The sequence below is a fragment of the Lysinibacillus sp. fls2-241-R2A-57 genome (genome assembly GCF_030209535.1).
GTDB lineage: Bacteria > Bacillota > Bacilli > Bacillales_A > Planococcaceae > Lysinibacillus.
Genome location: NZ_JARVRU010000043.1, coordinates 91,401 through 103,990 on the forward strand (window position 1 = coordinate 91,401; position 12,590 = coordinate 103,990).

A 12,590-nucleotide genomic window follows, 5' to 3' on the forward strand; every position below is an offset into this window, starting at 1 on the left:
GCAGAAATCGCTTTTTTCATGCAGTGAGATAGTAATCGCTGATAAGAAGGTGGACATCGCTGATAAAAAGATGAATACCGCTGATAAAAAGGAGAACATCGCTGATAAAAAGGAGAACATCGCTGATAAAAAGGAGAACATCGCTGATAAAATGTTCCATATCACCGCTAGAAATCTCCAAATGAAAAAATCCCTTCTTGCTATGAAAAAGAAGGGATTTTGATAGTTTATCTCGCATTAACGGGCAGTAATTGATCTGTACGGAAAGCGAAGCGTCGGGTACGAGACTCCCAGCACAAAAGTAGGGAAATTAAGTGCCCGATTGGTGAAAACAAATAATCAGTGGGGATGAAGAAAACCCCACTGATTAAAGTTTCATATTATTGTGTTACGCGTGCTGTCCAGCGAGAAAGATCGGCATCTTTTGCATCAACAAGCTCTGCAGGAAAGATGAATGTCCAAGGCTTCGTTGAGTCTGGTTGTACAGTTAAGATTGGATCCATTTTAAATGAACCTTTAGCAATTTGTTTACCTGTTGCATCAATAATTTCTAGTGGTAATTGTTCAAGATTAATAGCTTTATTATGTCCATTACGAATGAAGATAGACACGTTTAAACTACCATTGTCAGCAAATTTTGCTTGCAAGCCAGTGAAGTTAACTTCTGTTTCACCTAACTTAGGTAAAGTTTTTACGATTTTTGCAAGCTCCTCTTTTTGTGCTGCAGGAAGTTGTTTTTCCCATGATGGATCTAATTCTAATTGGTGACCGCGTAGGGAAACAAGATTGAATGCAATTTTCCAGCCGTCTTCTGGTACTTCATCGACTTTGATCGTTGATTTTTCAAATTCAAATACCCATGGACGAGCACATTCTGCTGGAATCGTGCCAAGTGCTGCAAAGTCGAATTTTTTAGATGCTACAAGCTCATCGTTTTTATCCATGATGTAAAGCTCAATTTCACCTAACTCGATATCTTGAGGCAATGATGAGCGGAAAAATGCACGCACTTGCCAATTTTTAGAGCGTAAATCTTCTTCAATACTAATAGAAGAAAGTGATAATTGATTTGGCTTCAATGGTTCTAGCTCATTAGCAAGGAAATTAAAAATGTATTTTTGCTCCTGTGGAACATCCCAATCAGGGTGGAATGATAGCTTCGTTACGACATCACGATTATCGCTAGTATCCGTAGTAGCACTTCCTAATATGTCTTTAGAGTCAATTGTGTTTTCTTGAACAACCTTGTCTGATTTTTTAAAGAATGAAAATAAGCCCATTATTGTACCTCCATTTGTGCTTCAATCATTTTCATGAAGCCAGTAATTTCTATAATAATAGAACGACGTAATTCTTGGAAATTCTTCCCGAATAATTCAAGTCCTTCACGTTGGTAAATTCGCATTGGATCTTCTTGCTGGTAATGACGTAAGCCAATTCCTTCTTTTAAGTGTGTCATGGCCTCTAAATGTTTCACCCAGCCACTATCTAAGTAGCTTAGCATTACTTGTGGAATAACTTTCACTACTTGTTCATTCTCAGCGAATTTCTCCATCTTTGCTACTAATTCATCAACAGGTTTTTGCAATGAATCTAAAATAGGGATTACTTTACCTACTTCTCTATCAATTGTGACAGGTGAAAGGAAGAGACTATTTAAGGTTCTTTCCATATCATCATAATCCCATTCAACAGAAGGTAATTCTTCAGAAGCGGCTTCACGTACCGCAAAGTCTACAGTTTCATAGAACATTTGCTTTAATTGTTCTAATAAATTTTCACCAGCTAAAATTTTGTCACGCAGACCGTAAATAACTGTACGTTGGTCATTAATAACATCGTCTAATTTTAGGTTGTATTCACGCATACCGTATTGAGAGCCTTCAACAATACGTTGTGTACGGTTAATGAGTTCTTGAACATCTTTGTTTTGAATAATGCCTTCATCTACAACCATTTTTGCAGAGAATTTTTCAACATCTTCTTTTGCATAGCGGCGGAACATATCATCTTCAATAGAGAGAATGAAGCGGCTTTCACCTATGTCACCTTGACGACCTGAACGACCGCGAAGCTGATTATCTACACGACGGCTTTCATGCTTTTCGGTACCGATGACATATAGGCCTCCAAGTGCATGAACTTCTTCGCCTAACACGATATCTGTACCGCGACCAGCCATATTGGTAGCTACAGTAATACGACCTTTCTGACCAGCTTGAGAAATCAGTTCAACCTCTTGCTCGACTGTTTTAGCATTCAACAATTGGAATTTTAAGCCTTCTTTCTTCAAGTAATCGGCAACCGTTTCAGACTGCAGTATTGACGTTGTACCAATTAAGATAGGTTGTCCCTTTTCGTGGCGACGTTTTACTTCTGCTGCCACGTACTTATATTTATCTTCTTGTTTACTGAAAATAATATCAGGCTGATCGACACGTTGACGTGGGCGGTTTGTTGGAATTTGAATAACTTCCATACCGTATACTTCTCGAATTTCTTTTTCCTGTGTTTTCGCTGTACCCGTCATCCCAGAAAGCTTCGGATACATACGGAAATAGTTCTGAATTGTAATCTGTGCCTGTGCCTTATTTTCTTCAGTAATCGTGACACCTTCTTTTGCTTCAATCGCTTGATGTAAGCCATCAGATAGTGAACGACCTTCTAAAATACGGCCTGTGAACATATCAACAAGCTCGATTTTGTCATCCTTAACGATGTAATCAACATCACGCTTGAACATTACATGGGCACGTACAGCTTGGATAACATAATGGTACAGTGTTTGGTGTTCAAGATCATATAGATTATCAACATTAAAGGCAGCCTCAACCTTTTCAATGCCTTTCTCTGTTAAAGAAGTAGCTTTTGTTTCATCATCAAAATCGTAATCTTCTTCTTCTTTAAAACGGCTAGCTAGCATAGAAGCAATGCGATGTAGTTCATCATTCGCTGCCATTTTCCCAGCGATAATAAGCGGTGTTTTTGCCTCATCAATAAGTACACTATCGACTTCATCGATAATAGCGAAGTGATAAGGACGTTGTACTTTATCAGCCAAGCTATGTGCCATATTGTCACGTAAGTAGTCAAAACCGAACTCAGTACCCACACCATATGTTATATCAGCATTATAGGCTTCTTTTTTTGCGGCTGGCTCCATCATTGGTATATTTAAACCAACTGTTAAGCCTAGGAAACGATGAATTTGACCAACAAGTTCGAAGTCACGCTTAGCTAAGTAGTCATTAACCGTAATGACGTGAACACCTTTACCTTCCAATGCGCGTACATAGGAAGGGAGAGAAGCGACAAGCGTTTTACCTTCACCTGTAGGCATTTCTGCAATATTACCTTCAGTTAAAACAAGACCACCGATAAGCTGTACATCAAAATGACGCATACCTAATACACGTTTTGAGGCTTCGCGTACAACAGCAAATGCGTCTGGGATGATTGATATAATTGGTTCACCTTGTTCTAAACGATCCTTGAAAATAAAAGTCATTTCTTTTAATTCTTCATCTGACTTGTTGACATATTTTTCTTCAAGATTATTAATCTGATCTACTATTTTATAGTAGCGTTTTAATTGACGAGCACTTGTTTGCTCATTGTTGCGTTTAAAAATTGAGAACATGAAATTTACGCTCCTTTTAAGTTGTCTAAATGCTAGACACTACATTATTTTATCAAATTTTACGAATGGTGACTACATTTGACATGCAGCATTCTACCATATTAAAAAAGGGGAAAAATATTTGTGAAATCGTGGAAATTAAATAGAAAAAGTATATTTCGGCGCGCATTCGTGCTATAATCAATTAGGATTTACATGTAGATTATTTGTTGAGGAGGAGAGACATGCTTTACGTGTCTTTAATAGCAGCATTCATTGCTTCCATATTGTTAACTCCACTAGTTAAACGATTAGCGTTCAGAATAGGTGCTGTCGATGCACCAAACTATCGAAAAGTACATGCACGAATTATGCCAAGACTTGGCGGATTGGCGATTTTCCTTTCGTTTTTAATAGCTGTGGCTATATTTCAGCCAATTTTGATTAAAAATATAGATGGTAGCGATTATTTACTGGCAATAATAATTGGTGCTTGTATCATCGTAGCGACAGGTGTCATTGATGATATGCGTGAAATTTCTGCAAAGGCGAAATTGCTCGGTCAACTTGTTGCGGCACTTATCGTTATTTTTGTAGGTGGCATTCAAATTAGTACAGTTAACTTACCATTCGTAGGTGAATTAGATTTTGGATTACTGAGTATCCCTTTAACAATTATTTGGATTGTGGGTATTACAAATGCCATTAATTTAATTGATGGCTTAGATGGTCTAGCTGCTGGTGTTTCAACGATTGCTCTTATGACATTAGCTGTCATGGCATTTATTATGAGCAATATGTTTGTATTAGCAATGGCTTCCATTTTAGCAGCAGCAACATTTGGATTTTTATTTTACAATTTCCACCCAGCGAAAATCTTTATGGGGGATACAGGAGCATTATTCCTTGGCTTTATGATATCGGTGCTCGCATTACTTGGATTTAAAAATGTAACGTTCGTTTCATTTATTATCCCAGTTATTATTCTAGGTGTACCAATCTCTGATACATTCTTTGCGATTGTTCGTCGAGTGCGTATGAAGAAAAAATGGTCTGATCCAGATAAATCACACTTACATCACCGTTTACTGGATATGGGCTTTACACATCGTCAAACAGTACTCCTTATTTATGGTATTGCCATCATGTTTGGATTAGCAGCTATCATTTTCTCTATGGCAAAAGTGTGGGGCGCGATTTTACTCGTAGCTGTCATTTTAACTGCCATTGAAATTTTGGTTGAAGTTATCGGACTCGCAGGTAAAAACTATAAGCCGCTATTAAATTTTGTGCGGATATTTAATAAATAAAATGTTAAAGTAATCATTCATTTTTAATGTGTGATTGCTTTTTTTTATGGGGTTTAGAGGGAGTAGAGGGAGAAAGTCTTGATCCATGTGAGTTTAGCATGGGGAGATTGGAGATGTGCTTGGGTAGAGTGGAAAAGTGATCGGGTAAGGTGGAAAACTGCTCGGGTAGGGTGAAAAAGTGATCGGGTAAGTCGAAGAACCGCTCGGGCGGGGTGAAAAAGTGATCGGGTAAGTCGAAGGAACGCTCGGGTAGAGTGAAAAAGTGATCGGGTAAGTCGAAGGAACGCTCAGGTAGGGTGGAAAAGTGATCGGGTAAGTCGAAGAACCGCTCGGGTTGGGTGAAGAAGTGATCGGGTAAGTCGAAGAAAAGCTCGGGTAGGGTGAAAAAGTGATCGGGTAAGTCGAAGAACCGCTCGGGTAGGGCGAAAAAGTGATCGGGTAAGCCGAAGAACCGCTCGGGTAGGGTTAAAAAGTGATCGGGTAAGTCGAAGAACCGCTCGGGTAGGGTGAAGAAGTGATCGGGTAAGTCGAAGGAACGCTCGGGTAGAGTGAAAAAGTGATCGGGTAAGCCGAAGAACCGCTCGGGTAGGATGAAAAAGTGATCGGGTAAGGTGGAAAACTGCTCGGGTAGGGTGGAAAAGTGATCGGGTAAGTCGAAGAACCGCTCGGGTAAGTCGAAGAACCGCTCAGGTAGGATGGAAAAGTGATCGGGTAAGTCGAAGAACCGCTCGGGTAGAATGAAGAAGTGATCGGGTAAGTCGAAGGAACGCTCGGGTAGGATGAAGAAGTGATCGGGTAAGTCGAAGAACCGCTCGGGTAGGGTGAAGAAGTGATCGGGTAAGCCGAAGAACCGCTCGGGTAGGGCGAGAAAGTAATCGGGTAAGCCGAAGAACCGCTCGGGTAGGGTGAAAAAACGCTCAGGTAGGCTGGAAAACTGCTCGGATAAGCCGCTCAGTCGAAACGGAAATCAACCCCTAGCATTACCGAAGAGCCCTAAGCTACTTAATACGACACTTTTAACATTAATAGTTTTTCAACAACATCAAAAGCCCTTTCCACAAATAAATGTGAAAAGGGCTTTTAGAGTTACTGTGCGTCTTTGTTATCTTTTGCATCATTTCCAACAGCGTTATCTTGATCGCTATTGTTATTCGTTAAGCTAGTAGATTTTTTATTTCTTTCAAGATGGTTATTAAGTGTTTCTGATGCTTCATCAACCGATTCTTGATTTAATTTATAGTAGTAAACACCAGTAGACATATCATCTGTACCTTCTAATGTTAAAGAATCGATACTTGGCATTCCTTGTGTTAAATAAGATAGGAATGATTTCATCTCACTGAATGTCAGATTTGTCTTCATGTTATCACCAAGTGCTTTAATGACATCATCGTATTTTGTAATAGAACTTGCAGAAGAAGCTTTCTTGATGATGGCTGTTAAAATTTCTTGTTGACGTTTACCGCGTTCAATATCACTGTCTTGCTTACGTGTTCTTGCAAGTGCGAGTGCCTGACTACCATTTAAATGCTGTAAACCAGGTTCTAAGTTAATTGCATTGCGATCGAATTCGTCTTTTTCGTGTAAAGCATATGGTACTTCAGCTTCGATTCCACCTAATGCATCAACAACGTCAATAAATGCATTAAAGTTCATACGAACATAATAGTCAATCGGCACATCTAATAGTTGTTCTACTGTGTCAATTGTTGAAAGTGTTCCACCATGAGCATGTGCATGCGTAATTTTATCTTTACGTCCCATAGAAGGAATATACACATAAGAATCTCGAGGGATACTTAACATTTTAATTGTTTTTGTTTTATTGTTTAATGTTGCTAGAATTAGTGCGTCGGAACGTGAGTTTTCAGAACCTTGTCCGCGATTTTCACTATCATCAACACCTACAAATAAGATTGAAACATTATCTTTTACTGGTTTTACTTTTTCTTCCCGAAGTGCAGAACCTTCTCGACCTTCTAATTCTTCATGTGCCGAGTTAGCTGCATGCTCTGCTTGCTTTGTAATATAGACTGCATAAGCCGTCACACAAATTACTAAACTAGCAACAAGAAGAAGTGATACTTTTATTATTAGGGAAGATTTAGAAGACCTCTTCTTGTGTTTATTTTTAGTTCTATTTTTCATATTTGATATATTCTCCTCTGAATTTTGGGAATAATGATGGGATTAAACTAAACTCTATTCAAATACAATTAGATGTGATTGATAAAATAGCTCAACATTAAAATTATACTATGGATATTTGGTATTCGACAATTAAAACTATTTATTTCACAACAAATTCAATAAATTGGGCATTTTCAAAGGTAATGTTTGCCTGCCCATTTGTCAGTTCCGTCATCCAGTTTCGGAACTGTTCTTCTTCCTCTTTTGGTACAGATACAATGATATCGACGCCTTCTAAGTAGCGAATTTCTTCTAATGTATACGAAGAACCTCGAATTTCATTTTCAACTTTACCAAGCCATGTGTAATCAATGGCAATTTTCATAAAATGATGAAGCTTGCGTTCAACTACTTGTGCAGCAAGTAAACCTTCAGTTGTTGCCTTTCCGTAAGCACGAATGAGACCGCCACCGCCAAGCTTAATGCCACCAAAGTAGCGTGTGACGACAACGACCGTATCCTTTAAGCCCTGTTTTTTTAAGACTTCTAACATAGGGACGCCAGCTGTGCCACTTGGTTCCCCGTCATCATTTGCTTTTTGAATATGATCATGCTCTCCAATAATATAGGCTGAGCAGTTGTGTGTCGCATTATGATGCATTTTTTTTATGCGTTCAATAAAAGAAATTGCATCCTCTTCTGTTTCTGCACGTTCTATATAAGTAAGAAAGCGAGATTTGGAAATAATAATTTCGCTTTCACCGTATCCTTTTACTGTTAAATAGTTTTCTCTCATCAGTATCAATCTCCTTTTAGGTAGAGTTCTATTCTATAATTTTCATAAAGAAAAAGCATTAAATTTTAACAGGGGAATGCTATAATAGGTGTAGACTATGGAATATATGAAATTGGTCTATTAAAATAGTAAGTAATCATAAGACATTAGACTGGGGAGTACACTATGTTTTCAACTGATACCTTCGATTTAAAGTCGCTTGATGGCATATTTAATCGAATGTTAGATACAATCATGAGCTCAAAAGACGATATCTTTATTATAAGTGAACAAAGCCGCATAAACTTCGAAGATATGCAAACAGAGCTGGAAATTGTTCGAAAACAAGTTGCAATTGTTATTGATGAAGGCGATGCTTTAGAAAAGAGTACTCAGCTTGCTAAGCAAAGACTTGTATTAGTAAGTAAAGCTTTTGATAATTATACCGAAGAACAAGTTAGAGAAGCATATGAAACTGCACATGATTTTCAAGTGAAGCTTTCCGTTATTAGAACACAAGAAAAGCAGCTGCGCGATAAAAGAGATGATCTAGAGAGAAGATTAAGAGGATTACTCGATACGATTGAACGTGCAGATCATATTGTCAATCAAGTAAATGTCGTCTTGAATTACTTAACTTCAGATTTAAAAAATGTTGGTTTAGCACTTGAACAAGCTAAAATGAAACAAGATTTTGGTATACGTATTATCGCGGCGCAAGAAGAAGAGCGGAAACGTTTATCTAGGGAAATCCATGATGGACCTGCTCAAATGCTGGCAAATGTACTAATGCGCACTGATCTAATAGATAGAACGTATCGTGAGAAAGGCATTGAAAATGCTTTGGCTGAAATTGCTGATTTAAAGAAAACAGTGCGTAATGCATTAACTGAGGTGCGACGTATTATCTATGATCTAAGACCAATGGCACTAGATGATTTGGGCATTGTTCCGACATTGAAAAAATACGTATCGACAGTGACTGAATACAATCCTGGTGTTGAAGTTCATTTTCAATCGAGAAGCACCGAAAAGCGTATACCATCAAATTATGAAGTATCTATTTTCCGATTAGTGCAAGAGTGTGTAACTAATGCCATGAAGCACGGGAAATGTAAGGAGATATGGGTAAAACTTGAGTGGTTGACCAATGCCGTAAATATCGTTGTAAAGGATGATGGCATAGGTTTCGATCCGCAGGTAGTTAAAGATCATTCCTTTGGGATTTTAGGAATGAAAGAACGTATCGAAATTTTGGATGGTACAATCTCCATTACAAGTGAGATAAATCGAGGGACAACGGTATTATTTAAAATTCCGTTGTGATGAAGCAATCGTTGCAGAAATTTAGGGGGTAAAGACAAATGACGAAGATTATTATTGTAGACGATCACCAGCTATTCCGCGAAGGAGTAAAACGTATTTTAGATTTTGAAGATACGTTTGATGTGGTAGCAGAAGGTGACGACGGTGCAGATGTGGTTTCATTATATGCTGAAAATCAACCAGATGTTGTGCTAATGGATATTAATATGCCGGGTAAAAATGGAGTAGAGGCTACGGCAGATTTAATTAGTGAATACCCAGACGCAAAGGTTATTATGCTATCAATTCATGATGATGAAACATATGTAACACACGCGCTAAAATCGGGATCACTTGGCTATATGTTAAAAGAGATGGATGCTGACGAAATCGTTGAAGCCATTAAAGTAGTTGCGAATGGTGGATCGTATCTACATCCAAAGGTAACTAAAAATTTAGTAGCGGAGTTCCGTCGCCTTTCTGAGCATGAAAATAAAGGTAATTTCCATCAAACAGAAATTCGTCGCCCATTCCATTTACTAACAAAACGTGAATGCGAAGTATTACAATTATTAACAGATGGCCAATCTAACCGTACAATTGGTGAGACACTGTTTATTTCTGAAAAAACAGTTAAAAACCACGTTTCAAGCATTTTACAAAAAATGAATGTAAACGACCGTACACAAGCCGTTGTTACAGCTATTAAAAATGGCTGGGTTGAAGTACGCTAATTGCATAACATTGAATTAAAATCTGTTTTTAAAAGCTACTATCTTATGTAGTAGTTTTTAAAGCAGTTTTTTTTATGGCCGAATACATCTGGGGAGAATAACCTCCATTAGATAAAAATGGCTCATCACCAGAAGTTGTGAATGACATTTATTAAGACGTATGGTTTGTATATAAGTTGATCTTCTTTACGACTGGGCGACTCCTTGGGGATCAGCGTCATAGATGAGATCCTGGAGCGAGCATCGCGAGTGAAGCGGCTCATCGGACGCCCCCCAGGAAGCTTTGCTCTGCGCGAAAGCGAAGCGTCAGCAACAAATGTTTTATCTGTGCGAAAGCGTAGTGTCAGCAACAAATGTTTTATCTGTGCGAAAGCGAAGCGACAGCAACAACAAATGTTTTCTGTAGCGAAAGCGAAGCGACAGCTACAAAGCGCCCGGTCGGAACGGAAATCAACCACACGTTTTGGTGATGAGCCATAAGAATGGGGAAATCCTGTGCGTAACTAATTTTGTTAAAAGTGTAACAATTTAAGTTTAGAGATTACTTCAATGTGCAACATTTTAAAATCGTGGGCGTCATAAGAATGATGTAGCACCTAAATGTTGAAAATTCACAACAAAATTCCTACGACAGGATTTATATGCTACAATATGCGCGGGAGGTTTTTTGATGTTAAAGAAAAGTTTTCTAGCAGTTTTTACCTTATTAATGTTAACTGCCTGTGGTAATAAAGATGAAGAGATGAGTGCGGAAGATCGTGCAAAAACGATTGAAGATGGAACAGTTGGTTTTGAGATGGTGGGCGATAATGTAGAAAAAGCCACGAATGTACCAGCAAAAGAAGAAAAAGCCATTTTAACAGCTTTCGATGAATATATCGCTGCATTAAATGAAGAAGAAATTGATCGTTACATGCAAACAATATCGAAGAATCCAAAAGGTTTTAAATATGATGAAGAGAAGGTTTATGCAACCGAGGTCTTCAATCAATTTGATAGTAAACGTGAAGTAAAAAATGTGACCATTGCGAAATATAATGATGAAGAAGCAGAGGTCTTTGCCAATATGAAAATGCATTCTCTGCAGCTTGAAACAAACGTTGAACATGAAAGTGCAGGGCGTCAAGTAACAGTCTTTGTAAAAGAAGATGGGGGCTGGAAGGTAACGAGCGTCTATTATATTGGAGATGACTCTAAATCAAGCACGGGCAAATAAAAATAAGGAATTTTTGATAAACCTCTATGGGATTTCACGAGCTTTCCGAGAGGTTCTTATACATAGAAAATGAATGTGAAATGGATGTTAGGGTGTTAACTTGATTGGACAATAAGTTTAACAGCCTGGCAGACGTCTAGAATGAAGAAAGAGTATATCAAACTTACTCCTATTCGAAGTTTGGACGAGATTACGCAATGTCGTAATTCATTTCACATTCATTTCTTTTTATCTGTAGCGAAATCGAAGCGACAGCAACAAATGTTTTCTGTGCGAAAGCGAAGCGACAGCAACAATTGCGCTGAGGCTCAATTGATTGTAAACTAAGTAGAATAGGAGAGTGGACATGAATGAGGACAGCAATCGTAACAGATAGTACTGTATATATTCCGGCTGAGGAACGAGCAAGCTTAAACATTCATATGATTCCGTTAAGTGTAAATATCGCGGGGCAATTATTTGCAGAAGAAGTAGATATCACGGCATCTGAATTTTATGATAAAGTACGCGGGGCAAAAGAATTTCCAAAAACAACACAGCCCCCAATCGGAGAGTTTGTTTCTCTCTTTGAAGAGCTGGCAAAAGAGTATGATGAGGTAGTAACTATTCATTTATCAAGTGGAATCAGTGGAACATATCAGGGCGCAGTTCAAGCAGGCGATATGTTGGAAGGCATTGATGTGTATGCTTTTGATAGTGAAATATCCTGCGCGGCACAGGGTTTTTATGTTTTACGAGCAGCTGAAATGGCTGCACAAGGTTGTTCAGCAAAAGAAATACTTGCTACATTAGCGGACATGAAGCAGTATATCCGAGCTTACTTCATTGTAGATGACTTAGCGCACTTACAACGTGGGGGACGTCTGTCTTCAGCAGCAGCATTGATTGGCGGCTTATTACAAGTAAAGCCTGTACTGCATTTTGTGGACAAGGTCATTGTACCTTTTGAAAAAATTCGTACGCGTAAAAAAGCATTAAAGCGTGCGGAGGAGCTAATGGCTGAGGATGCTAAAAAATATGAAGCAATGGACGCTGTTGTTATCCACGCCAATTGTCAGGCAGAAGCGGAAGAATGGCTAGCACAACTAGCAGCAGCTTATCCAAACGTTAGCTTTAAATTGAGCTATTTTGGTCCTGTGATTGGCACACATTTAGGTGAAGGCGCAATAGGGCTAAGCTGGATAAAAAAATAACCTTAGATAAGAAAGTCTCTACAGAAAATAAAATGTAGAGGCTTTTTTTATTTTAGGAAGTATCCGGTTTCGACGGAAGAAACGAGAGAATCGCTGATTAACGCGTGGATATCGCTGATAAAAGCCGGAGAATCGCTGATAAATCTGTGAAAACCGCTGATAAAAGTCGGAGAATCGGTGATAAACCCATGAATATCGCTGATAAAAGTCGGAGAATCGCTGATAAATCTGTGAAAACCGCTGATAAAGTCCAAGAATCGCTGATAAACCCATGAATATCGCTGATAAAAGTCGGAGAATCGCTGATA

Annotated in this window: 13 protein-coding genes; 8 read left to right on the plus strand and 5 right to left on the minus strand. The window is 38.5% G+C overall.

Annotated features, from left to right (window positions below):
* Positions 1 to 49 precede the first annotated feature (49 nt).
* The gene (locus tag QRN68_RS09475) at positions 50 to 223 is read left to right on the plus strand and encodes a hypothetical protein (protein WP_285396590.1); all 174 of its coding nucleotides are present in this window, start codon (positions 50 to 52) and stop codon (positions 221 to 223) included.
* Positions 224 to 380: 157 nt separating this feature from the next.
* Here the strand turns inward: QRN68_RS09475 and QRN68_RS09480 are convergent, their stop codons facing one another.
* A complete protein-coding gene (locus QRN68_RS09480) occupies positions 381 to 1,280 on the minus strand; it encodes an accessory Sec system S-layer assembly protein (protein ID WP_285396591.1) in 900 nt (299 codons plus the stop codon).
* A complete protein-coding gene (gene secA2 / locus QRN68_RS09485) occupies positions 1,280 to 3,640 on the minus strand; it encodes an accessory Sec system translocase SecA2 (protein WP_285396593.1) in 2,361 nt (786 codons plus the stop codon). The genes QRN68_RS09480 and secA2 overlap by 1 nt, the downstream gene beginning before the upstream one ends.
* Positions 3,641 to 3,864: 224 nt before the next feature.
* Between secA2 and QRN68_RS09490 the strand changes: the two genes are divergently transcribed.
* Positions 3,865 to 4,929, plus strand: a complete 1,065-nt coding sequence (locus tag QRN68_RS09490; protein WP_285396594.1) for a glycosyltransferase family 4 protein — start codon at positions 3,865 to 3,867, stop codon at positions 4,927 to 4,929.
* Positions 4,930 to 6,015: 1,086 nt separating this feature from the next.
* Here QRN68_RS09490 and QRN68_RS09495 read toward each other — a convergent pair.
* Positions 6,016 to 7,077: an LCP family protein gene (locus QRN68_RS09495; RefSeq protein ID WP_285396595.1), complete on the minus strand. Its 1,062-nt coding sequence runs from the start codon at positions 7,075 to 7,077 to the stop codon at positions 6,016 to 6,018.
* A 142-nt stretch (positions 7,078 to 7,219) separates the two neighbouring features.
* Positions 7,220 to 7,855 (minus strand): YigZ family protein, encoded by a 636-nt coding sequence (locus QRN68_RS09500; protein ID WP_285396596.1) that lies wholly within the window; start codon positions 7,853 to 7,855, stop codon positions 7,220 to 7,222.
* A 165-nt stretch (positions 7,856 to 8,020) separates the two neighbouring features.
* On the opposite strand from QRN68_RS09500, the gene QRN68_RS09505 reads away from it, so the two are divergent.
* The 6 genes from QRN68_RS09505 (at position 8,021) to QRN68_RS09530 (ending at position 12,282) form a co-directional block, all read left to right on the plus strand.
* A complete protein-coding gene (locus tag QRN68_RS09505) occupies positions 8,021 to 9,160 on the plus strand; it encodes a sensor histidine kinase (protein WP_285396597.1) in 1,140 nt (379 codons plus the stop codon).
* A 38-nt stretch (positions 9,161 to 9,198) separates the two neighbouring features.
* Positions 9,199 to 9,873: a response regulator gene (locus QRN68_RS09510; protein ID WP_068986512.1), complete on the plus strand. Its 675-nt coding sequence runs from the start codon at positions 9,199 to 9,201 to the stop codon at positions 9,871 to 9,873.
* A gap of 204 nt (positions 9,874 to 10,077) precedes the next feature.
* Complete coding sequence (locus QRN68_RS09515; protein ID WP_285396598.1) at positions 10,078 to 10,353, plus strand: SH2 domain-containing protein; 276 nt, start codon at positions 10,078 to 10,080, stop codon at positions 10,351 to 10,353.
* Between the two features lie 190 nt (positions 10,354 to 10,543).
* On the plus strand, positions 10,544 to 11,089 hold the full coding sequence (locus tag QRN68_RS09520; protein WP_285396599.1) for a nuclear transport factor 2 family protein: 546 nt from the start codon (positions 10,544 to 10,546) through the stop codon (positions 11,087 to 11,089).
* Between the two features lie 141 nt (positions 11,090 to 11,230).
* On the plus strand, positions 11,231 to 11,416 hold the full coding sequence (locus tag QRN68_RS09525) for a hypothetical protein (protein ID WP_285396600.1): 186 nt from the start codon (positions 11,231 to 11,233) through the stop codon (positions 11,414 to 11,416).
* Between the two features lie 23 nt (positions 11,417 to 11,439).
* Complete coding sequence (locus QRN68_RS09530; protein ID WP_285396601.1) at positions 11,440 to 12,282, plus strand: DegV family protein; 843 nt, start codon at positions 11,440 to 11,442, stop codon at positions 12,280 to 12,282.
* A gap of 97 nt (positions 12,283 to 12,379) precedes the next feature.
* On the opposite strand, the gene QRN68_RS09535 is transcribed toward QRN68_RS09530, so the two are convergent.
* Positions 12,380 to 12,590, minus strand: a 211-nt coding sequence (locus QRN68_RS09535; protein WP_285396602.1) for a hypothetical protein, incomplete at its 5' end; no start/stop codon positions are given.